Source organism: Pseudomonas sp. DrBHI1, from assembly GCF_002205115.1.
GTDB classification, from domain to species: Bacteria; Pseudomonadota; Gammaproteobacteria; order Pseudomonadales; family Pseudomonadaceae; genus Aquipseudomonas; species Aquipseudomonas mosselii.
In genome coordinates this window covers 61231-82676 of record NZ_NIBE01000093.1, presented here as the reverse complement: position 1 = coordinate 82676, position 21446 = coordinate 61231, and the positions used below count along the sequence as shown (strand labels likewise).

Here is a 21446-nt window from a genome sequence, read left to right as displayed (position 1 = left end):
GGGGCAAGCCCGCTCCCACAAAGCCGCTCCAGATTTTACCCGTGGGAGCGGGCTTGCCCCGCGATGAGGCCGGCCCGATCAGCGGATCACTCCGCCGGCTTCGCCGCCTTGGCCTTCAAGCGCGCCAGCACATCATCGGCGCCGCTGTTGCTGGCGCCGATCCCGGCCGCCTTCAGGCGTGCCTCCAGGTCGCTGCCATCGGCCTTGCCGGCCAGCTCCGCCGCCGCTTCCAGCTCGGCCGCGCGTTCGCTCTGGCGCTTCTTGATGCGGTCCAGCGAGCCGACCGCCGTCTCCAGGCTGCCATTGGCGCCGCCGGTGGCCGACGCCGCGCTCACCTGGGCGCGCTGCACGCTCTCGCGGGCCTTGACCAGGTCCACCTGCTGCTTGAGGCCCTTGATCTGCGCCTCGGTCTTGCTCACGGTGGCGGTCAGGGTCGCCACCGACGCACCGAACTGGTCGGCCAGCGCCTGCTCGGAATCGCGCTGGTTGGTCAAGTCGGCGATGCGCGCCGCGCACTCGTGGGCAAGCCCTTCCTCGCCCTTGTCCAGGGCGGCGATGGCCTTCTGCTCCCAGTCACCGATGGTCTTGTCGAACTCGGTGATGCGCTGCTGCGCGGTCTTGTGCTTGGCCATGATCTTGACCAGCTGGTTGCGCGCATCGATCAGGTTGTTGTCCGCGTCGCGGATCTCCTGATCGAGGATGCGCAGGGCCTGGGAGTCGACGATCGCCTCACCGACTTCCGAAGCGCCGCCACGCAGGGCGGTGACGATCTTTTTCAACAGGCTCATGGGGCAATCTCCGGAATCAGTGGGTGAAGTAGTCTTCGAAGTCTTCGGCGGCGGTGATGACGTTGTCGGCCAGGGTGTGGATCTCCTGGACGATGTTGTCCAGCGACGAGGCCGCGCTCAGGGCGCCGAACATGGTGTACACCGACTCGCCCGAGGGCAGCCTGTGCAGGCCGATGGACGACAGCGGGAACACGTCGCGGGTGCGCAGCACCGCATCGTTGAAGGCGGCCGCGTCCTTCACCTGGCTGGCTTCGACCAGCAGCGTGTCGACCAGGATCTGCTCGCCGGCCACGGCGATGTACAGCGGCAGGCCGTCCAGCTCGTGCATCACCAGCTTCAGGCTGGGTTCGGCGCCCTGTTGCAGGGACAGGCCGATCGCCCCGCCACGCACATCCTCCAGGCCCTGGAGGGCGCCGTGCAGCGATTCGATCGTCCAATGGTTGTGCTCGGTCATGAAATCCTCCGTTCTGACCTGTTTGCCCGCGAGGGGCTGACGTAAAGCCTTCTCGATACCGCGCAAGGCGGCGGCATGCTCTGGCAGGATCCACAACTCACGCTTGACCAGGCCGGCGGCCTTGAGCCGGGCACGCATGTCGCGCATGTAGTCGGTGGAGCTTTTCTTGCCTGCCATCGAGGGGTGTCCTTGTCTCACATGTGAGGTACGTTACGCCTGGATTGTGACGTTCGCAAGTCTCACATGTGAGCCACGATGCGACCGCTACCCCGCCACTCGCACCAACCGCTGCAACACCTCGATCACCTGGGGATCGCGCACTTCGAGCACATCCATCCGGATCCGCGCAATCACCGCCTTGAGCAGCTCGGTCTGGCTCATCCGGGTCTGCTGCAGCAACGCCAGAAAATCCTCGGCCATGTGCGGATTGACCTTCATCGACAAGCGCCGGGTGGCCCCCGATGCCTGCAACCCACGCTGACGCCGCTGCGCCTCCAGGGCCGTCACGAAGGCCTCGTGGCCAGGCTGCAATCCCATGCCCTGGCGCGCCTGCACCAGCCACTGGAAGTAATGGGCCAGGAACAGCTTGCGCAGGTGCGCGCCCGCCTCGCTGCACACGGCCTGCATCGCCGCATCCAGCACATCGAGATAGACCGCCGGCAGCCGCGCCTCGATGGACTTGAGCTGCTGCTTGCGCGCCTCGCGGATCGCCGGGGTGGACTGCGGCGGGATGGCCACCACCGTGTCGCAGCCATCGCACACGCCCACCAGGATGTCCCGCGCAATGCCCTGGCCATCGCTGAAGGGCACATCACGCCGGATGTAATGCATGCCGACGAGCGCCTGGCAGTGCTCGCACAGGGCCTGGCCGGTATCGCCTTCGAACAGGATCTTCATGGTCGGAATACTCACTGGTGAACGCTGATGAACCACGTCTGGGGTTCGATGAAATAGAACTTGATGTACCAGCCAAGGCGCTTGAGCACGTGGACCTCGATGGCCGGCACGGCATGATGCGGACTGCTGCTGTAGTGGCTACCGTCGCAGGAATGGATGATGTCGATGACTTCACCTGCGCCGACCTCGCCAATGGCCAGCAGGTTCTTGACCTCGATATCGCCCCTTGAAACATGCAGATAATTGCCGGATTCGAGTGCGGCGACTACCGCGCTCCTGACTGCCATGAAACCTTTTGGCATGATCCTTCCCTGTCATTACGAAAATCATCGTACAAAACCTCGACAGAATCCACTCTTGCAGTTGATTCAGCCGACCGGCGGCGCTGCTGTTGCTCCGGGATGCGGAAAACGCCTGGGTAAGCACTATGGCTTGCCAGGGAAAGGCGTGTCGGTTGAGGGTGTAACAGGTACTTTCAGGAAGGAGATGGTTCCCACGCATGGGAACCATCGGACGCCACAACGCTAGAACGCGTAGACCAACGTCGCCGTGGCACTGCGCGGTGTGCCATACCAGCCACGTGCGCCGATCGCCGAGTAGTACTTCTCGTCCAGCACGTTGTTGAGGTTCAGCGAAACGCTGGTCTGCGGCGTGATCGCGTACTGCGCCATCAGGTCGACCACGCTGTAGGCGTCCTGGGTGAACGTCTCGCCATGGGGCCCCGCTTTCTTCTTGTACTCCATGCCCTGCCAGCGCACGCCGCCGCCGACTTTCAGCTGCGGCAGGGACTGCAGTTGATAGCTGGTGAACAGCTTGAAGGTGTCGCGGGGTACTTCGGTGAGCAGGCGCTTGCCATCGGCGTCCTCGGCCTGGGCATAGGTGTAGCTGGCAGAGACTTGCCAGTCGGGCAGGATCTGCCCGGCCGCCTCCATCTCGAAACCACGGGTCTTGGTGCCGGACTCGGCGCGGTAGGCCTGGTCGCCGTTCGGCGCCAGCTTGTCGCCGTCGGGCACGGCCAGGTTGTCCTGCTGCACTTCGAAGACACTGAAGGCAGTGGTCAGGCGCTTGTCCCAGAACTCGCTCTTGATACCCAGTTCGTAGTTCACCCCCTCCAACGGTTCGATATAGCCACCACTGGCATCCTGCCTGCTCTGCGGCTTGAAGATGGCGGTGTAGCTGGCGTAGGCCGACCAGTTCTCGGCGAAGTCGTAGACCAGCCCCACGTAGGGCGTGACCACTCCGGTCTCGCTGCGCAAGGTGCGTGTGGTCGCGCCGGTCGACAGGGTCGTCCCGGTTTCATTGCGCTTCCAGTCGATCACCCGCGCACCGGTAATCAGCGACAGGTCATCGTTCAGGCTCCAGCGCACCGACGCCACCAGGCCGTCCTGGGTTTCGTCCAGCGCGTCTTGCGAATACTTGGTGTGGATGGCATCCGGGATCGCCAGCGAACCGTCCCAGGTATGGATGTTGTCGATCGGCTGGATCGTCCACAGCTGGTAGCCGGGGTTACGGTAGTAGGCCCGGTAATGGCTGGCACCAAGGTACGCCTGGTGCTCACGGGACAGCAGCTCGAACGGGCCGGTGGCCGAGAGGTCGAACGACGTCTGCCGCGGCTCGCCCGCCCAACGGCCGGTCCAGGTGCTGATGCCGCTGCCATCGGGATTGACGGTGCCGCTGGCGGCGGTGGCGAAGGTGTCGTCGTAGCGGCGACGGCTGTGCTCGGCGTTCAGCTTCAGTTGCCAGCCGCTGTCCAACTGATGCTCCAGGGTGGTGAACAGGGTTTTCGTACGGCGCTTGTGGTAGCTCCAGTCCGAGGCCGAGTTGAACGAACGCGACGGGTTGAAATGGCTGCCATCGGCGTTGTACATCGGGAAACCGTGGTTGCCCGCGCCATCGTTGTCCATCTCCTGGTATTCCGCGCCCACGGTCAGCATCGTGCTGTCGGTGACGTCCCATTCCACCACGCCGTAGGCCACCTGCCGCTCCAGCGACTGGCGATCGACGTTGCTCTGGCTGTCGGTGGTCGAGGCCACGAAACGGCCACGCACATGGCCGCTTTCAGACAGCTTGCCGGACAGGTCCAGCTCGGTACGGTAGCTGTCCCACGAGCCAGCCTTGAGGGTCAGCTTGCGCTGGATCTCGACGGTCGGCTTCTTGCGAACCAGGTTGACGGTGGCGCCGGGATCGCCGGTGCCCGACATCAGCCCGGTGGCCCCGCGCACCACCTCCACGCGGTCGTAGGACACCATGTCGGCCAGGTCGTCGCGAAAGCCGAAGGTATCGGGGCGGTTGACGCCGTCAACCTGGATGCTGCCGACCTGGAAGCCCCGCACGTAGATATGGTTGGCGTCGCTACCGGCTGGCCCCATGCTGTCGACGACCACGCCCGGCGTCTGCTCGAGCACCTGGGTCACATCCGTGAGGTTCTGGTCCTCGATCTGCTGGCGGGTTACCACGCTGACGGACTGCGGCGTCTCCCGCGCCGACAGGCGCAGGCCGGTCGCGGTGTTAGCGGAGCCCGTGGTGTAGCTGCCGGTACCTTCGGTGGTGCTGCCCAGGCCCAACGCATCGATACTGGTGGCGCCCAGCTCGACGGCGCCGTCGTTCTGTACCTTGCTCAGCACATAGCGCTTTTCGCCCACCTGCTGTACCCGCAATCCGGAGCCCTGCAGCAGCGTGGTGAACCCCTGTTCCAGTTCGAAGCTGCCCTGCAGCCCCGATGAGTGCAGCCCGGTTGTTTCGTCGTTGCTGAAGCTGATGGTCACGCCGCTGGCGGCGGCGAACTGGCTGATCGCAGCGGCCAGGCTGCCGGCCGGGATATCGTAGCGCTGCGCGGCCGCCCAGGCGGTCGAGGTGGCCAATGCGGCACCGCAAAGGCCAAGCGCAAGGGTCGCCTGGCGAATGCTGCAGGCTAGCGAGGTACGGCGTGCGGACATGAAAAGGGGTTCCTGTGCTGGTTGGCTTGGGCACGCTTGAAGCGCGCGCCCTGAAGAGCCGAAGCAGCGCGAACAATCTGCTACCCCAAATGCGAAAAATTCTCGAATGTTGAGAAAGGATGAGCAATCACCCACGAAAAAATTTCAGAAGGGTGTGTTCTACCTACCCCATCCCAAGTGGCTCCAGGCGCACCCAATAGCGCGTCACGCGCCGCGCTCGAACCGGCAACGCGTCTTCCAGACTGGCCAATGCGACATCGGTATCATCAAGATTGAACGCCCCCGACAGCCGCAACCCGGCAACCTCCTGCGCACACCCCAGATAACCAGGCCGATAGCGCGCCAGCTCACGCACCACATCGCCCAAACACCAATCGACGCTGACCAGCATGCCCTGTGCCCAGGCTTGGGCGCCGGTAGCCAGGGGACGCAGCGGCCCGAGGCTGTCAGCGGCGAAGCTCAGCCCATACCCGGCATCGATACGCACCACTCGCGACGTTTGCCCTGGCCGCACCTCCACGGCATGGGCGGCCACCGCCACATGGCTCATCCCGGCGTCCTGGCGCACGCTGAATCGGGTGCCGAGGGCAAGGATCACGCCTTCAGCGGTGCGTACGCTGAGCGGACGCGGGTCCTTGGCGGTTTCCACCAGGATCTCGCCCTGGCGCAGGTGGATCAGCCGCTGGCCAGCGTCGAAGCGGATATCGACGCGGCTGTTGGTATTGAGGTCCAGGCGCGTGCCATCGGCCAGGGTCACTTGGCGCCGCTCGCCGGTCCGGGTCGAGTAATCGGTGCTCCACGGCGAGCTCCGGTAACCCCGCCAACCCACCACACCGGCCCCCAGCAACAGCGCCAGGGCCTTCACGGCATGGCGCCGATCCCGTCGGGCGATTTCCAGGGTCTGCGCGGCGCCGCTGGGGGCGTTGCCCAGGCGGCCTTGCAGCGCCTCCAGCCGCGCCCAGGCGGCGGCATGGCGAGGGTCGGCGGCGCGCCAGGCTTGCCAGGAGGCGTGGGTGGCGGCGTCGACGTTGCTGTCGTGCAAGCGCACGTACCAGTCCACGGCCTCGGCAAGAATGGCCTTCATGCACCCTCGACCAGCAGGCAGTGCATCAGCCCGCGCGCCAGGTGCTTGCGCACGGTGCTCACCGAAACACCGAGGCGTTCGGCGGCCTTTTCGTAGCTCAATCCGTCCAGTTGCACGGCAAGGAAGATCGCCCGCGTGCGCGGGCCGAGGCCGTCGAGCATCCGGTCGATGGCCATCAGGGTATCGAGGATGGCGGCGTGGGTCTCGGCGGAAGGTGCGTAGCTCTCCGGCTGCAGCGCCAGCGCTTCGAGATAGGCGGTTTCCAGGCTCCGGCGGCGATAGAGGTCGATGACCAGGCCACGGGCGATGGTGGCCAGGTAATGACGTGGCTGGTTGAGGGTGCCGGCGGTGCGCGCCAGCAGCACGCGGATGAAGGTGTCCTGGGCCAGGTCGGCGGCATCGGCGGAGCTGTTCAGGCGTTGGCGCAGCCAGCCGTGCAGCCAGGTGCTGTGCTCGCGGTAGAGCGTTTCCAGGCCGCAGTGGACAGTGCCGGCGGGAACAACGGTGGACATCACGCCCTCCCCCAAAAAGATTACCAGGTGCAAATAAGAATTTGTCGCAAGTGTACTGAGTGAGGGCGGAATTGGGAATGGTGGCAGGTACGCTCACATTGCTGGATAGCCTTTCATGAACGGATCGATTGCCTGCATCAGCTGCGCAACAATTGATCCGCCCATGATGGATCGTCGTCAGTTGTGAAATGACTGCGCCAGAAACTCGGTGATCTGCAACGCAATCTGCTGCTGGATCAGCGCCCGTGGCCGAGCGTTATCGCCATCCCGGCATATGACGCCATTCCCATAAGCCAGTTGCTTTCAATCGGCTCACGCAGGATCGCCGCTCAGAACAGCCCGCCCAAGGTAAATGTCCCACCTACCCCAGCCTGCAACCCCGCGTTCACGCCGCCTGTGAGGATCACACCCTTGGCCGAGCGCAGCAGGCGCTCGGTGGTGTCTTGCGGAAGGAGCAGTTGGCCCACCGGAATCACCGTGGCCGCAGTCATGGCCAGCAGCTTGGTGTCCAGACCGAACAGCATGCCCGAGAAGCTGGCGCCGCCTATCAGCCCCAGCCCCCCTTCGATGAACACGCAAGCACCCTTGAAGTCCTCGCGGTTCAGGCCGCGCGCTGCGATCGAGTCAGCTACCAGCACTTTGCCCCTGGCATAGAAGCCTTCAGTCGCGCCTGCCGCCCCGACGCTCTTGCCCCGCACCTGCAAGTTGACCTTGCCGTACCGTGGCAGGCGGGCACCGGCACCAGCGCCGACGCCGGCCGAGCCGTAGCGATACTGATGCAGGGCACCGGTGGGATCTTTCAAGGTCAGCATGCCACCACTGGCCGCTGCGAACATCACCGTCAATCCGCCACTGCTGGCAGTCTCGTACTCCCAGTCGCTGGTACTGAGGGTCAATGGGAATTGCAGTCGCATCAGAATCTCCTTGTATGGGGCCGCGCCGGGTGGCGGCGGCAAGTCCATGCGACCCGCTGATGGCCGCTCCCTGGGATAGGCACGATGACTGGCTGAGGCACCAGCAGGCTTGCGCCACACGCTTCTATGGGTGCAATGCTGGAAAGTCCGGACAGGAAAGCGCAGCCGGTCTTTGACCAGCCAGCGGAGAAACAGAGCAGATTGCTCTGGGCGAGCGATAGCGTCCTGGCCATGACAAGTCCCTTGCATCGTCCGTGACATGCCGGGCCATTGCAACGAACCTCTGGGGTAGTGTCAACCCTGTCGAATCTGTGAGGCCCCCGGTTCAGTCAGAAACCTGAACGTCGCAGTCGAGCGCCGAAGCTGCCAGCTTCACCATCTCAAGCCTACGGTACGGCTCGACACCGTCCTCGATCATCCAGGTCGCCGACAACCCTGCCCATGCCAACACCCATTGCAAAATCCTGCGCCGATCAATACCGGCAGCCGTCGAGATAATCGCGATCCGACGCGCAAAGGCCCCCGGTGCCAACGCGCTTGCATCGTCGGGGTTGCAGAGGATGTTGGCGTAATCGAAGCCGCGCTCGCCGTACAGCCCCTTGGGATCGATGGCGAGCCATCCAGCCGGCCCGAAATCCAGCACGTTGCCGTGATGGATATCGCCGTGCAGCACTACCACATCCTGCGGTTCGGCCAAAAGCGCCCTCGCCGCCCTGGCACTGTATTCCAGCACCCCACCGTGAGTTGCCGCCGCACTCCACAACGCTTCGAACCATTGCGCCAGCGGAACCAGCGCAGGCATTGGCTCAGCGCGTGGGGCGTGTAGGCGGGCTACCACCGCGCAGAGGATGCGCGTGGCTTCATCATCCCGGCCATCGGCAACCATCTGCGCCAGGGATGCCGAGCCTTGCGCCCGCTTCATCAACAATGCCTCGCCATCATGAGCCAGTACCGAGGCCGCACCATCACCGCCCCACAGGCCATGAGCTGGTTGCCGGCCTGCTCTTCGGGTGAATGCGCGATTTTCAGCATGGCGGGTGTATCGCCCTGGCGAACCGGGAGAAGATGGCCGTTCAACGAAACGAGCGCGTCCCCGTCGAGGGTAAGCGCCCATCGTTTCAGGTAGTGGTCAAACATGGTTTCATTACTCGCGATTCACTTGTGAACGGGGCTCTATGAGCCGGTGAACATCCATCGATGCCGTTCATTCGGAAATGACTATCCTGACGCGACGCTTACTCGAGTACCAGTAGATGCTATCCGCACACCAAGCCAGCGCCATCGTCCTCGACTTTCTTAAAGACGTCATCCGAGACGGCCGCCCGGAACGGTTCGTCATTCAGTCCTGTGAACTCACTGCGAAGGGTGACTACTGGGTAGTTCGTTGCAACAGCGAGGACTGCGTAGTGCATGGCAAGACCGAGTACTGCTACGTCGGCGTCAACGCCCATCTGGTCGATGTAAACAGCGGCGCGCTCGAAACAGTCGCCAACTGCTTCACTATCGAGGAATACCTGCAGGACAAGGACGACCTCCATGCCGCAGCGGGCAAAACCTATGTACTGGCGCCTTCGTTCTCTCGTGAAAACAGAACGGCGGTGATCAATCTGCGACAGAAGCTCGCCTACTCCTATCCCGATACTCTGTTCCTTCTGAAGGGGGCAGGCCGGCTGTGGTTAAAGGGTATCCGCCGGCAACTTGAAGATGCCCGGCAACTGCTGGCCATCGAAGGTATCACCACACAGATCGAGCTACATGCCGAGCCACTGGACGCCATTCTGATCGGGCCGCAAATCTGGTACACCGAGGCGGTATTCAATGCGCTGCGCAGGAAGCCACTTCACCATGGCGAAGCTGCTGAATGACGTTTTGTACGATGTAACCTGCCCTGTAACAGCCTCAACGGGAAAGGTCTGCCAGTAACGTCTTGACCGCCTCAGGCCCCATGGCACTCAAAACCTGTGTGGCGGCCTCGCGCATCGGTTGCCAGTGGCCACGCTGAAAGATCGACCGATCATGGCAAGGCAGGTCGCCGTCGCCCATCGACGCATAGAGCGCCCATACGCGGCTCAATGGCGCCGTAATCGAATCAGGCAAGGCATTACCGACGACCTGGAGCGCGTCCTGTACATGACGCATCCTGGCGTTCCACACCTCGCAGGCTAGGCAACCCGGCAGCGCTTGCTCCTGCTGTGTTGCGGTCATGGCAACGAACTCCAGCGCCGGAATCAAACGCGCTATCGCGTCGACAGACTCAAGTTCGTCTGCGCCATACCACTGGCAAATCAGGTCGACAAAATCAGGCATTTCGCTGGCCTTTGAGGTTGAGGTGTATCAGCAGGGACACGGGTGCTCGGCATGGAACACCACCTTGCATGCGATGTACACCCATTGCCCAAGCCCTATGCCAGTCACTACTTATAGAACGCTCAGAAATGCAGCGAGAATCAGATTAAGCCCCTTCCTTGTAGTCCATTTCCCAAACATACTGCTGCCGCCTTTTTTCCGTTGCGACTGCTCTGACCGGACTCTAGTCTCGGGCGAGTCGCTGGTGTTCAGCGACCGGCTTTGACAGGCCGCAATGGTATTAAGCATACGGCTAGCCCTCGATGGCGGCTGTACGTGCGGGCACGCTTGCGTGCGCCGGAACTTTGCTTATTCCGCCGGTCTGTCAACCCACGTACAGCTGCCACCCTAATGTTTGACAGCAGGCAGGTGGCAGCCCTTCGAAAGGAATAAGTACATGCTCAAGATCGTCCCCGACCCACCCCACGACCACCACTCCCTCGAAGACACCCTCATCCAGGCCACCGAGTACGCCCTGTGCGCGCAAAGCGTGGCGCATCAGGCCGTGTTGCTGCAGCCCAAGTCACCCGCCGCGATTCTGATGCTGGCTTCCATGCATGAGATGGAGGCACTGCGCGTGCTACTGGAATCGGCATTGATCCAGGTACAGATGCCGAACGCGCAGCCGCGTCCGTTGCACTAGATCACAAGGTATGTGGCGCCTGAGTTGACGTCATCGCGGGGCAAGCCCGCTCCCACGCCATTGCGCCCCGACGTGGGAGCGGGCTTGCCCCGCGATAGCGACAGACCAGGCAGCGGAACACTTCAGGGAGATTCAATGATGACCACAGATACCACCACACACCACCGTGGGCAAGACCAAGTTCTACCAGGGCGAAGGCCAGACCGACCCGCTGTTTTGCATCGAACCTGGGATCCCTTGCCAGCATGCGCGGGATTAGGCCTCCGAACTGATGGGTTGCGTTCGTGACCTGACCATCAGCGGGATCATGGAGGAGAAGCCGCAGATGCTTTGGGCGGCGTATTACCTGAGCGCATTGGCCAAGGCGCTGATGGATGATGCGGAACTGGGCATGAGCCACTGAAGCGAGAGAAGACTTGGGCTTACCTTGCAATAGGTAAGCCCTCTGGACCAAAGCAGCGAATTGGCAACAGCGAATGGATGCAATGAAGCGTTGATGGCACGCCAGGAAAGTTACCACCTCAAAACAAAAGAGCCACGCACTGCGTGGCTCTTTTATTTCAGCTTGCCGCCCTTTTAAAGTGACTGCAGAGAAATACTGGCACTCGTAGAGTCCTGTTGACTATCTGCGCCCATCCAAACCCACTGCGTACCGTCGCCTTGCAAGTTATTGCTGACACTTTGAATCTGAGTCGCAACAATGGTGACAGCGCCTGGTTCCGAAGCCGTAGGCCCAATATTGGCAACTTGGCCATACAGCAGACCATTGGAGGCTTCATTAACAACAAACACAGTAGCAGCCGCCTCCCGAAACTGGCACGAGACAAACTGAGTAATTTTGCTAACAATGGTCAGATTCATCCAATTTGACGGAGGCACTGCATAATAGCGGTTATATTTATTGAACGGATACTGCTCACCATTAGCCTGCAACTGGTTATTGTTCAGCCCGCTTGTATTGGTCGGCATGCTGGTACTGCCCAGCCACAGCTCGACCTGTGCGATGCCACTGTTGCTGGGCAGCGAAACCGAGATGGTCTGGGTATCGGTACCCGAAACAAAGCCCAGCGAAGCCAAGCCGGCATTGGCAGTGGTACCTGGAACAGTATGCGCGCAGGGGTTGGCTATTGCTCCATACCACATTGACAGTGGCGTTATTATCACTACCTGCAGAGTTATAGATGAAAATCCCGTAAATCTAGCCAGGCCGCAACGTCGTGCAGGTAGCTGTATCACCCGGAGTCAAAGTAATCCATTGGCCACCGTTCCAGTTTATTTGTGAGGCTGCGATAGCGAAGCTTTCCATGGGATAGTCCTTAGTAGATGCAGCATGATAGACGCGCGTACGCCCCTAACATCCGTTGCGCGACCACGAGCTTAGCCATCACAAAAAAATATGCTACGGAGCAATTAGAATTATTGGCGATTAGTGAACAGCGGCCAAAAGCTATTTATCTTCCAACACAAATCTGAACACCACTCACACTAAAGCGAGTACTGGAATAGCACTTTCTACAACAGGCTGACACCCATTACTTTTCAGCATTCGCTGAAACACTCGACCATTTGGCTTTCACAATAGAAATATATGCTATAACGGTTGATCGTTTTACTCAGACTATCGTCCCGCCATAGATATCGCTTGGCGCTGTACGAAATCCCGAGAACGCCAATCGTCGTCCCTCGGCCGCTGAGATTCCGTCAATTCTGTGCACGCCCTCACCTGGGCTGAAAAGCCTGCAGTATTAATCACGCCCCAGCGTAACGGGAGAAGAGCGGTTGCCAGATCTTCTGATATCGGACTGCTCAGAGGCGTGCGGGCAATCGGCCTGATGGTCTCGCATCTCGGGACATGTAACGAAGACCCCAGGCCTGCCCCTTGCTGACCAGGCACGTCGATCAGCAAGGGCGGAGAAAAGAATGGGCATCCAAAGAGTGCCGAGGAGGCGTCATTCCAATCCACCGCCCATTTTTTCCCACACCTCGGAAAACGGTATCAAGGATTGGAAGTCGCCATTACCGCCGTTGGCAGATCTTTAACCGTCAATCCCCGAGTAATCAGAAATCCGTGTTTATCCTCACTGGCCAGGTAATCCGTACTTGCCAAAGAGGCACGTAGCAGCGGGTAGTTGAAGGAATCCGGCCCCATGAGAACACGGCTGCCCGGATGCTGCTTGATGGTGGCACTGAGACAGGCGATGTCCGGACAGAGCCGATGGCGCTTTTCCAAATCCGGCAGCAGGGCAATGAACTGGTAGTTGGTAATGATCAAGCCGTCGCCCAGATTATCGATATCGGTATAGGCCAAGTGGTTGACCGTAGGCCAGACAATTTCACGACGGGCCTCTTTGGCTGCCTCCAGATAGCGCGCCTCGCCCACTACCAACTGCAACAGGCCAGCGAAGACTACGGCGATAATCAGCCCCATGAGCTGCAATGTCGCACTGCCACGGGTACGTTGACGCCATAGGGCACTCTGCGCCGATCCAAAGACTCTCTGTAGCGGCACCAGTTCGCGCATCAATGCACCCTCAAGGATGGACGCGCCGCAGATCGCAGACATACCCAGAAGCGCCATCAAGAACCAGCCGTTGCGTTCATCGTAAGCGCAGCAGTTCGAATAAACGCCGAAGGCCACGGCCGAGCATACCAGGTAGATCAAACCGATCTGGTTGACCAGGCGCTTCGGGGTGAACATGTTGAATGCGGCCAAGGTCAGCATGAGGAACAGCGGGAAGCGCCCGAACATGCTAGTCACCAAGCTCCAGCCATGCTCATAGATCCCCCCCCCATCGGACGCCCGCGAGGTCAGACTCATGAGAAAACTGAGATTCCCCAAAGCGGTCGGCATCGAAGGCGCGGAGTAGAAGATGATCATGAACGTTGTAGGCGGTACGATAATCAGCAGCAACCGCGCCAAGTACCAGCTAAGCCCTTTAGATGAGCGCAAACCGATCAGGATCAGGCTCAATGCAATCGCGACCGCACTAATTGCACCCGGCTGCTTGGTAATAGCACCGATACCAGCAAACAACGCGGCGCACAGGGTGTAGTGGTCGACCCGCTCGTCTTGACGACTAAAGCATGTCGCCAAATACAACACCGTACCCGCGATCAGGGTGAGCATCATCACGATCGGGTCGGTGATGCCGGCCAATAGAGTCGGGTTGAGCATGAAAATGCCCCACACCAGGAGAAACACAAGCAGCGCCGCCAGCGGCCGGCGGGCATTGGCCAAAGAACCGATTTGCACAACCAGCAACAATGGGAAGACACACAGCAACAAACGGGTCATGACCCATACCATCGGGTTGGCTTGGGCCTTGTACACAAGCGACCACAGCCCCGGCAGGAACAAAGGATAGGCGGCGGTGTATGGGGAATAGGCGTTGTTGAACAATTGCATGGCCCAATTGTTCCAGGAGGCATTGACGTCCCATCCGGAGAGAACAATTTCTCCGCCAAAGATTGGCTTGAGCGCTCCTAACGGACTCAACAGCAGGCCGAGCGACATGAATGCCAGCATCAGCATCAGCCCGCCAAAACTGAAGGCGACGCTGGCGTCGTTCCCCTTGAGAAAACGGCGCACGGTCACCATGGCCACCAGTATCAGTATCGGCAACGACAGGTCGCCCAAGTTCAGCCAATAGGATACGAATACCACCAGCCAGCTCAACCAAAGCGACCTAGCCACAGTCAACGTTGCCAAGCATGCGCCATCAATACGCCCCCTGATCGGCCAAATGTACCCGATCAGCAACATGAACAGCACGACCGCCATGAAACCAAAAAATAGCGTCATTTATTGTCTCCAGCGCCGACATAGGGCTCAAACTTGATGCTCGACAGCATCACGGATGCCTTGGGGTCGGCGTAGTTGAGGCTGAAAGCGATCTTCATGTAGTGGGCATTGGGTGGGATACGGTTCGGTCCCTGTCCGGTTGGTGAAAACACGCCACTCAGACTAAGTCGCCCATTGGCACGGGTGATCATGTGATTCGCGGCCACGCCAAACATGTGGGATTGCGGGTCGAGGATGATGTTCTTGTGCTGGTCGTAGAACATCAAGCCGGCGTACGTGGAGGAGCCCTTGTCGTCAGTACCATCGGCGACAGCCATCAGATCAAAACTCATCTGGTAGCTCTGGCTGCTGTCGATGGGCAACAACTGACGGCTGTAAAGGTCGTTAGGACCTACGAACAGCGCACCACTACGGTAGCCCTGACGGACCAAGAGCAACTGGTTTTGGAACAACTGTTCGGTGTCACGAGCGTCGCTATAGCGGGAGTAATTCACCGCATTGATGTCGAAGTTGTCCCACAATCCAAAGCGTATGGACAACTCTTGCCGATACAGGTAGCTCGCGCCGATGAAAAGCCACAGCACCAGCAATGCCGCGATCACGCGAAAAGTGCGCACAGGCAGTTGTACTTCGTTGCCCGGTGAGGAAAGGGGCGCTTGATTGATCCGATTCATGTCTGACTCGCAAAAACAGGGTAGAGGCGGCGACTTAGGATGGAAGTCGCTGGCCGAAGGCCAAAGCATCAGGGATGAGATGCTTTGACCAGGCCTGACCTGAAAGGAATTACCGAGGTGCTTGGGTACTTGGCAACTCAGGTGTCACAGACGTGCCCGCAGTGGCCGGCTTGAAGATAACGGCTTTTTGTACGAAGAAATTGAAGAAGAACAGGCTCAGTGTACCGACGATATAGGTCAGCACCTTCGGCATTTCGAACTGTTCTTTGGCCAGATCGATTAACGGCGCCAGAATTGAGATATTCAGGAGCACCAGAAGGAGGTACTTTATGAAGGTTCTGATAGTGTCCCCTCCCACCTTGTATATAAAGCTTCGGGCAAGATAGAAGTAGCCCAGGGTACCAACAGTACGGGCCACGACCACAGACAGCAGGGTAGAGCCTGTCAACAAATCGAGTAGGTGGAACGTCAGAAAGTCCATCAGGGCGAGGAGCAACGAGACCATGCCCCCACGCAATAGCACGGCATAGATCTTGGCGGAATCCTGCAGTTTACGGAAGTGTGAAGACGGGTTGCCCGGTTCATAGACAGTTTGAATAACGACTTCCTGCAGTTTGTTCCTGCGCGCAAAGAGAATCAATGCCGCCAGCTCGAAGTCATATTTGTCCTTGGGGATACCCAAGAGATCCTCATAAAGAGCTGGAGGAATGAATCGCAAGCCCGTCTGAGTGTCATTAACGCGTTTTCCGTGCACCAAGTGGAAGATCCGGATAGTCAATTCGTTGCCGAACTTGGAGCGCAGCGGCGTGGTCTTGTCAAACACTCGGCGCCCCAGGATCACTGAATCGTCGGCCTCAATGCCGGCCGCCATTACCCGGAGAATATCTACTGGCAGGTGCTGACCGTCGGCGTCAGCGGTTACCACGAAGGGCATTCCTCGATCACGTGCGATCGCGATGCCGGTTTTCAATGCCCCGCCCTTTCCCTTGTTTTCAGGATGGGTCACAACCTCGACGCCCAGTGCCTCCAGATCGGCAAACACCTGGAGCGCACCTTCCCGACGGGAACCGTCATTGATGATGAGCAGCGGCACGTTCTGCTGGGTGGCGCGCATCATCTCAGTTAGTTCATTTACTAGCTTGACTAGGGTTCCATCAGGTTCGTACGCAGGAATCAAGATCACGACAAAAATCCGTATTTTAGGTCGAGGGCGGCGAATTTTATAGCCGAACGAAAGTGCCGTCAATCGGAAATGTAACAAAATAATGAACTTAAAAGCGAAAGCGATGTCACCTCGACCGCAAAATGCAATCCATTGATTTATAGATAAAAACCAGAGCAAGAATCAGCCCCCAACATCTTACAGTGATGAAAAAACCTCGAGCATGGACGCCCCAGACAGAAGACCAAGCCACGACGCCTCTATCGACACATAAATGATTGCCCCAACCAACCTCGCTGCTTTCAGCCGTGAAACGCGCCCTTATGCCCCTTAAAAAACTAACAATAAAAATCCAGGCATAATCTGAAACTGCTCCAGATACAAATACCCTTAGCCCTCTTGACCGAATCGCTTGACGCCAACATATCCAAAATCAAATAGCACAAAATAAACAGGGAGACCATTTCATGAGACAAGACCAACAAACATCACCCTGCTTACCAAGCAACTCCCATTATCGCCATATCCCATGACAGCTGAACATCACAGAGATTGACTTAACTGCGCTCAGCCAAGCAATCCGAGATCGTTGATTTAGGCACTGAACTAACGCTGCACTGCGACCATCGCAGCGGAGCTTTCCGCCAGCTTGCACTTGGGTATGTACGAAATATGTATCGAAGGCCAGACAAGGCGAAACGGGCGAGGAAGCGGAGTGTTGGAGTACATGAGCATCCCGAGCCCCGCTTCAACACAGTATGGGTGACTGTGGATGCATTTCGCACAGAACCTATGAGGTGCAACCGCTTGAACACCTTGTTTTAGGCCTTCTGGTTTTGCCAGCCTCGCGGCTGAAGGCCTGCTTTCCTGATAGACTGCGAGCCCTTCCTATGAGATGCGGATCTGGGCGGTGAGGCCCGATGCCCCATCCTTGCAATTGCGCTGCGTGATGACTCCCTTGGATCTGCCACACGGCTGATTCGGGTTTCTACATTGTGGTAATGGGCATGAGGGGAGGGATAAGTAGAAACGATAGCAAAACGCATCAAATGAGAGATTCGAAAATGCAGCAGGCACAGACAGAAAACACCGGAAAACCAGCAGATACGGTAGTTAGGAGGTTTTCTGTCGCACCGATGATGGACTGGACAGATAGACACTGTAGATTCTTCCTGCGCCTGCTCTCCCAGCACGCCCTGCTCTACACCGAAATGGTCACCACCGGCGCCCTGCTGCACAACGACGCCCAGCGTTTCCTGCGCCATGACCAATCCGAGCACCCGCTGGCCCTGCAACTGGGCGGCAGCGTGCCGGCGGACTTGGCCGCCTGCGCCCGCCTGGCCGAAGAGGCCGGCTACGACGAGGTCAACCTCAACGTCGGCTGCCCCAGCGACCGGGTGCAGAACAACATGATCGGCGCCTGCCTGATGGGCCATCCGGGTCTGGTGGCCGATTGCGTCAAGGCCATGCAGGACGCGGTCGGCATCCCGGTCACGGTCAAGCACCGTATCGGCATCAACGGCCGCGACAGCTACGCCGAGCTGTGCGATTTCGTCGGCCAGGTGCGCGACGCCGGGTGCCGCAGCTTCACCGTCCATGCGCGCATCGCCATCCTCGAAGGCCTGTCGCCCAAGGAGAACCGCGAGATCCCGCCACTGCGCTATGACGTGGCGGCGCAGTTGAAGGCCGACTTCCCGGACCTGGAACTGGTGCTCAACGGCGGCATCAAGACCCTCGACGAGTGCCGCACCCACCTGCAGACCTTCGACGGCGTGATGCTCGGGCGCGAGGCGTACCACAACCCGTACCTGCTGGCCGAGGTCGACCAGCAGCTGTTCGGCAGCGCGGCGCCGGTGGTCAGCCGGGCCGAGGCGATGGAAAAGCTGCGTCCGTACATCGTCGCGCACATGCAAAGCGGCGGCGCGATGCATCACATCACCCGGCATATCCTCGGGCTGGGCCAGGGCTTCCCGGGGGCGCGGCGCTTCCGGCAGTTGCTGTCGGCGGACATTCACAAGACCAGCGAGCCGCTGAAGGTGCTGGACCAGGCTGCCGAGCTGTTGCAGGGGCGTTGAGGGAACCTGGGGCGGGGTTGGCACTCGAAGGGTTAGCCTTTTACCGCGGCCCTGGCGTTGGCCGGGGCTGCTTTGCAGCCCTTCGCGGGGCAAGCCCGCTCCTACACACGGGAGCGGGCTGCTTCGAAGGGTTTCCCGATACGCCTGCGACGGGCCTTGAGTGGCTGTCGGGGCTCGGGTAATGTCGAGTCATTGCACAGGACAGAGCACGCCCATGACCTCCAAGCTGGAACAACTCAAGCAGTTCACCACCGTCGTCGCCGACACCGGCGACCTGGACGCCATCACCCGCCTCAAGCCGGTCGACGCCACCACCAACCCTTCGCTGCTGCTCAAGGCCGCCGCCATCCCGGGTTACGCCGACCTGCTCAAGCAGGTCAAGGCCGATGCCAAGGGCAATGTCGACCTGGCCTGCGACAAGTTCGCCGTGTCGGTGGGCTCGGGCATTCTCAAGGTCATTCCGGGGCGCATTTCCACCGAGGTGGACGCGCGACTGTCGTTCGACGAGCCGGCGCTGCTGAAAAAGGCCCGTCAGCTGATCGAGCTGTATGAAGCGGCCGGCGTGCCGAAAGACCGCGTGCTGATCAAGCTGGCCTCCACCTGGGAAGGCATCCGCGCCGCCGAGAAGCTGGAGAAGGAAGGCATCCAGACCAACCTCACCCTGCTGTTCTCCTTCGCCCAGGCCCAGGCCTGTGCCGATGCCGGGGTGTTCCTGATCTCGCCGTTCGTGGGGCGCATCTACGACTGGTACAAGAAAAGCACCGGCAAGGAATACGTCGGCGCCGAGGATCCGGGCGTGCAGTCGGTCACCCGCATCTACGACTACTACAAGACCAACGGCTACAACACCGTGGTCATGGGCGCGAGCTTCCGCAACATCGGCCAGATCGAGCAACTGGCCGGCTGCGACCGCCTGACCATCAGCCCCGAGCTGCTGCAGCAACTGTCGGACGACCAGGGCGAGCTGCCACGCCTGCTCAAGCCGGGCAATGCCGGCGAGGCCAAGCAACAGTTGAACGAAAGCCAGTTCCGCTGGGCGATGAACGAAGACGCCATGGCCACCGAAAAGCTGGCCGAAGGCATCCGCCAGTTCGCCCGCGACCAGGAAAAGCTGGAAGCACTGATGGCTGGCTGACAAAGCCTGATACATCTTCGGCTTGATCGACGGGCGGTTAATGCAGAGCATTTCCCGCCCGTTTTTCGTTGGGGTGGCCATTCCCCGCGATAGGGCCATCAGCATCACACGAACCTGAGCCATCCATGCCCGCCACCGCTTCGCTCCCCCTCGTCCTCGCCGGCCCCATCCTGCGCCGTCTGGAACCGCAACGCCTGGCCATCTGGCTGGTCGGCTCGCAACCGCTGCAACCCGAATTCCTGCTCGAGCACACCGGCATCAACGCCACGATGCACGCTGAGGTGATCCCGGTCGGACAGCACGCCTTCATCCACCTGCTGGACATCCGCTTCGACCACCCGCTGCCCTGCAATGTGACGCTCGAATACGACCTGCGCCTAGCCAACGGCCAGGGCATCGCCGAATGGGCCCCGCACCTGCTCTACTCCGGAGCCAGCCGCCCCAGCTTCGTACTGCGCGATCGTCTCGACCAGTTGCTCCACGGCTCCTGCCGCAAGCCCCACCATCCGGCCGCCGACGGCCTGCTGTGTGCCGACCGCCTGCTTGCCGCCGATCCGCGCCCTGAAAAACGCCCCGCCGTGCTGCTGATGAGCGGTGACCAAGTCTATGCCGACGATGTCGCCGGCCCCATGCTGCGTGCCATCCACACGCTGATCGAGCGTCTTGGCCTGTTCGACGAGTCCCTCGATGGCGCCCTGGTCGACAGCGGCGCCGCGCTCTATCGCCATCCGGCCTGCTACTACCACCGCGCCGACCTGCTGCCGGCCCAGGAAGGCAACGAAACCCTGCGCGAACGCTTCTTCGGCGGCAAGCGCAAGCCGATCTTCTCGTCCAGCAACGCCGACAATCACCTGGTGACCTTCGCCGAGGTCATGGCCATGTACCTGCTGGTCTGGTCGCCGCTGCCGTGGACGCTGGTGCGGATGGACATGCCAGAGGGCCTGACCGAGCAGCGCCAGGCCCGTTATCAGCGCGAACTGCTGCTGATCGAGGCGTTCCGCGACGGCCTCGACCAGGTGGCGCGGGTGATGGCCCACCTGCCCTGCCTGATGATCTTCGACGACCACGACATCACCGACGACTGGAACCTGTCGGCGCAATGGGAACAAACCGCCTACGGCCACCCGTTCTCGCGGCGCATCATCGGCAACGCTTTGCTCGGCTATCTGCTGTGCCAGGGCTGGGGCAACGATCCGGACGGTTGCGCGGTGCTGGTCGGGCAATGCCGGCAACTGAACGAGGCACGGGACGAGCTGATCGGCGAGCTGCTGCGCTTCCAGGGCTGGCAGTACGCGCTGCCCAGCGACCCGCCACTGCTGGTGCTGGACACCCGCACCCGCCGCTGGCGCAGCGAAAGCAACCTGGGCAAGCCCTCCGGCCTGCTGGACTGGGAGGCGCTGAGCGAACTGCAGCAGGCGCTGCTCGACCACCCTTCGGCGATCATCGTGTCGCCGGCGCCGATCTTCGGGGTCAAGCTGATCGAGACCGTGCAGCGGGTGTTCAGCGCCCTGGGCTACCCGCTGCTGGTGGATGCGGAGAACTGGATGGCCCATCGCGGCGCGGCGCAGGTGATCCTCAACATCTTCCGCCATTCGCGCACGCCGGGGCACTACGTGGTGCTGTCGGGCGACGTGCATTACTCGTTCGTCTACGAAGTGCTGATCCGCCACCGCCAGCGCAGCCCGCACCTGTGGCAGGTGACCAGCAGCGGGATCAAGAACGAGTTTCCCCGGCGCCTGCTGGATGTGCTCGACCGGCTCAACCGCTGGCTGTACTCACCGCGCTCGCCGCTCAACTGGTTCACCAAGCGCCGGGAAATGCAAGTGGTGCCGCGCACGCCTAGCCGCAGCAAGGCCGGGGAGCGGTTGTGGAACAGCGCGGGGTTGGGGCAGGTGTTCTTCGATGGCCAGGGGCGGCCGGAGCGGGTGTATCAGTTGAATGCGGATGGTTCGCCGGCTACGGCGTTCATCCAGGACTGACACCATCGAAACCTCCCGCGATGGTGTCGGCAGGTTCAGCGCAGG

The 21446-nt window shown here is 60.6% G+C and carries 18 protein-coding genes and 2 pseudogenes; 6 read left to right on the top strand and 14 right to left on the bottom strand.

Features of this window, described 5'->3' with window-relative positions:
• Window positions 1-86 precede the first annotated feature (86 nt).
• The 9 genes and pseudogenes from CC207_RS19345 to CC207_RS19305 form a co-directional block, all read right to left on the bottom strand.
• Entirely contained in the window at window positions 87-788 is a 702-nt protein-coding gene (locus CC207_RS19345; RefSeq protein WP_028692700.1) for a PspA/IM30 family protein, read from the bottom strand.
• 16 nt (window positions 789-804) lie between these two features.
• Complete coding sequence (locus CC207_RS19340) at window positions 805-1419, bottom strand: YjfI family protein (RefSeq protein WP_051555763.1); 615 nt, start codon at window positions 1417-1419, stop codon at window positions 805-807.
• Window positions 1420-1506: 87 nt separating this feature from the next.
• Entirely contained in the window at window positions 1507-2139 is a 633-nt protein-coding gene (locus CC207_RS19335) for a hypothetical protein (protein ID WP_028692702.1), read from the bottom strand.
• A gap of 11 nt (window positions 2140-2150) precedes the next feature.
• On the bottom strand, window positions 2151-2426 hold the full coding sequence (locus tag CC207_RS19330) for a hypothetical protein (RefSeq protein WP_256582127.1): 276 nt from the start codon (window positions 2424-2426) through the stop codon (window positions 2151-2153).
• Window positions 2427-2663: 237 nt separating this feature from the next.
• Window positions 2664-5075 carry a TonB-dependent receptor gene (locus CC207_RS19325; protein ID WP_088852595.1) on the bottom strand — a complete coding sequence of 804 codons (2412 nt, stop codon included), beginning with the start codon at window positions 5073-5075 and terminating at the stop codon, window positions 2664-2666.
• Window positions 5076-5238: 163 nt separating this feature from the next.
• Window positions 5239-6159 carry a FecR domain-containing protein gene (locus CC207_RS19320; RefSeq protein WP_088852594.1) on the bottom strand — a complete coding sequence of 307 codons (921 nt, stop codon included), beginning with the start codon at window positions 6157-6159 and terminating at the stop codon, window positions 5239-5241.
• Window positions 6156-6671, bottom strand: coding sequence for a sigma-70 family RNA polymerase sigma factor (locus CC207_RS19315; protein ID WP_088852593.1), 516 nt, complete (start codon window positions 6669-6671; stop codon window positions 6156-6158). The genes CC207_RS19320 and CC207_RS19315 overlap by 4 nt, the downstream gene beginning before the upstream one ends.
• A gap of 329 nt (window positions 6672-7000) precedes the next feature.
• Complete coding sequence (locus tag CC207_RS19310) at window positions 7001-7585, bottom strand: hypothetical protein (RefSeq protein WP_069016209.1); 585 nt, start codon at window positions 7583-7585, stop codon at window positions 7001-7003.
• Between the two features lie 325 nt (window positions 7586-7910).
• A pseudogene (locus CC207_RS19305) lies at window positions 7911-8722 on the bottom strand (aminoglycoside phosphotransferase family protein).
• Between the two features lie 116 nt (window positions 8723-8838).
• Between CC207_RS19305 and CC207_RS19300 the strand changes: the two are divergent.
• Window positions 8839-9450 carry a hypothetical protein gene (locus tag CC207_RS19300; protein ID WP_088852592.1) on the top strand — a complete coding sequence of 204 codons (612 nt, stop codon included), beginning with the start codon at window positions 8839-8841 and terminating at the stop codon, window positions 9448-9450.
• Between the two features lie 34 nt (window positions 9451-9484).
• Here CC207_RS19300 and CC207_RS19295 read toward each other — a convergent pair whose 3' ends face one another.
• Complete coding sequence (locus CC207_RS19295; protein ID WP_088852591.1) at window positions 9485-9892, bottom strand: hypothetical protein; 408 nt, start codon at window positions 9890-9892, stop codon at window positions 9485-9487.
• Window positions 9893-10328: 436 nt separating this feature from the next.
• Between CC207_RS19295 and CC207_RS19290 the strand changes: the two genes are divergently transcribed.
• Window positions 10329-10574: a hypothetical protein gene (locus CC207_RS19290; RefSeq protein WP_088852590.1), complete on the top strand. Its 246-nt coding sequence runs from the start codon at window positions 10329-10331 to the stop codon at window positions 10572-10574.
• A 135-nt stretch (window positions 10575-10709) separates the two neighbouring features.
• A pseudogene (locus tag CC207_RS19285) lies at window positions 10710-10977 on the top strand (DUF3077 domain-containing protein).
• 173 nt (window positions 10978-11150) lie between these two features.
• On the opposite strand, the gene CC207_RS19280 reads toward CC207_RS19285, so the two are convergent.
• The 4 genes from CC207_RS19280 to CC207_RS19265 form a co-directional block, all read right to left on the bottom strand.
• A complete protein-coding gene (locus tag CC207_RS19280) occupies window positions 11151-11717 on the bottom strand; it encodes a hypothetical protein (protein WP_178080979.1) in 567 nt (188 codons plus the stop codon).
• Between the two features lie 853 nt (window positions 11718-12570).
• The gene (locus CC207_RS19275; protein WP_088852589.1) at window positions 12571-14376 is read right to left on the bottom strand and encodes a hypothetical protein; all 1806 of its coding nucleotides are present in this window, start codon (window positions 14374-14376) and stop codon (window positions 12571-12573) included.
• Window positions 14373-15050 (bottom strand): hypothetical protein, encoded by a 678-nt coding sequence (locus tag CC207_RS19270; protein WP_143496139.1) that lies wholly within the window; start codon window positions 15048-15050, stop codon window positions 14373-14375. Before CC207_RS19270 ends, CC207_RS19275 begins: the two co-directional genes overlap by 4 nt.
• A 109-nt stretch (window positions 15051-15159) precedes the next feature.
• Window positions 15160-16233, bottom strand: a complete 1074-nt coding sequence (locus CC207_RS19265; protein ID WP_158216143.1) for a bifunctional glycosyltransferase family 2/GtrA family protein — start codon at window positions 16231-16233, stop codon at window positions 15160-15162.
• 1043 nt (window positions 16234-17276) lie between these two features.
• On the opposite strand from CC207_RS19265, the gene dusA reads away from it, so the two are divergent.
• The 3 genes from dusA to CC207_RS19250 all read left to right on the top strand — a co-directional run bounded on the left by dusA (window position 17277) and on the right by CC207_RS19250 (window position 21401).
• Window positions 17277-18287, top strand: a complete 1011-nt coding sequence (dusA, locus tag CC207_RS19260) for a tRNA dihydrouridine(20/20a) synthase DusA (protein ID WP_088852586.1) — start codon at window positions 17277-17279, stop codon at window positions 18285-18287.
• A gap of 214 nt (window positions 18288-18501) precedes the next feature.
• The gene (gene tal, locus CC207_RS19255) at window positions 18502-19422 is read left to right on the top strand and encodes a transaldolase (protein ID WP_028692713.1); all 921 of its coding nucleotides are present in this window, start codon (window positions 18502-18504) and stop codon (window positions 19420-19422) included.
• A gap of 125 nt (window positions 19423-19547) precedes the next feature.
• On the top strand, window positions 19548-21401 hold the full coding sequence (locus CC207_RS19250; RefSeq protein WP_088852585.1) for an alkaline phosphatase D family protein: 1854 nt from the start codon (window positions 19548-19550) through the stop codon (window positions 21399-21401).
• The last annotated feature ends 45 nt before the right edge of the window (window positions 21402-21446 follow it).

Bases quoted from the DNA above. Each gene is read 5' to 3' on its own strand.
- CC207_RS19345 (WP_028692700.1), bottom strand. From the start codon at position 788: ATGAGCCTGTTGAAAAAGATCGTCACCGCCCTGCGTGGCGGCGCTTCG.
- CC207_RS19340 (WP_051555763.1), bottom strand. From the start codon at position 1,419: ATGGCAGGCAAGAAAAGCTCCACCGACTACATGCGCGACATGCGTGCC.
- CC207_RS19335 (WP_028692702.1), bottom strand. From the start codon at position 2,139: ATGAAGATCCTGTTCGAAGGCGATACCGGCCAGGCCCTGTGCGAGCAC.
- CC207_RS19330 (WP_256582127.1), bottom strand. From the start codon at position 2,426: ATGGCAGTCAGGAGCGCGGTAGTCGCCGCACTCGAATCCGGCAATTAT.
- CC207_RS19325 (WP_088852595.1), bottom strand. From the start codon at position 5,075: ATGTCCGCACGCCGTACCTCGCTAGCCTGCAGCATTCGCCAGGCGACC.
- CC207_RS19320 (WP_088852594.1), bottom strand. From the start codon at position 6,159: ATGAAGGCCATTCTTGCCGAGGCCGTGGACTGGTACGTGCGCTTGCAC.
- CC207_RS19315 (WP_088852593.1), bottom strand. From the start codon at position 6,671: ATGTCCACCGTTGTTCCCGCCGGCACTGTCCACTGCGGCCTGGAAACG.
- CC207_RS19310 (WP_069016209.1), bottom strand. From the start codon at position 7,585: ATGCGACTGCAATTCCCATTGACCCTCAGTACCAGCGACTGGGAGTAC.
- CC207_RS19300 (WP_088852592.1), top strand. From the start codon at position 8,839: ATGCTATCCGCACACCAAGCCAGCGCCATCGTCCTCGACTTTCTTAAA.
- CC207_RS19295 (WP_088852591.1), bottom strand. From the start codon at position 9,892: ATGCCTGATTTTGTCGACCTGATTTGCCAGTGGTATGGCGCAGACGAA.
- CC207_RS19290 (WP_088852590.1), top strand. From the start codon at position 10,329: ATGCTCAAGATCGTCCCCGACCCACCCCACGACCACCACTCCCTCGAA.
- CC207_RS19280 (WP_178080979.1), bottom strand. From the start codon at position 11,717: ATGTGGTATGGAGCAATAGCCAACCCCTGCGCGCATACTGTTCCAGGT.
- CC207_RS19275 (WP_088852589.1), bottom strand. From the start codon at position 14,376: ATGACGCTATTTTTTGGTTTCATGGCGGTCGTGCTGTTCATGTTGCTG.
- CC207_RS19270 (WP_143496139.1), bottom strand. From the start codon at position 15,050: ATGAATCGGATCAATCAAGCGCCCCTTTCCTCACCGGGCAACGAAGTA.
- dusA (WP_088852586.1), top strand. From the start codon at position 17,277: ATGCAGCAGGCACAGACAGAAAACACCGGAAAACCAGCAGATACGGTA.
- tal (WP_028692713.1), top strand. From the start codon at position 18,502: ATGACCTCCAAGCTGGAACAACTCAAGCAGTTCACCACCGTCGTCGCC.
- CC207_RS19250 (WP_088852585.1), top strand. From the start codon at position 19,548: ATGCCCGCCACCGCTTCGCTCCCCCTCGTCCTCGCCGGCCCCATCCTG.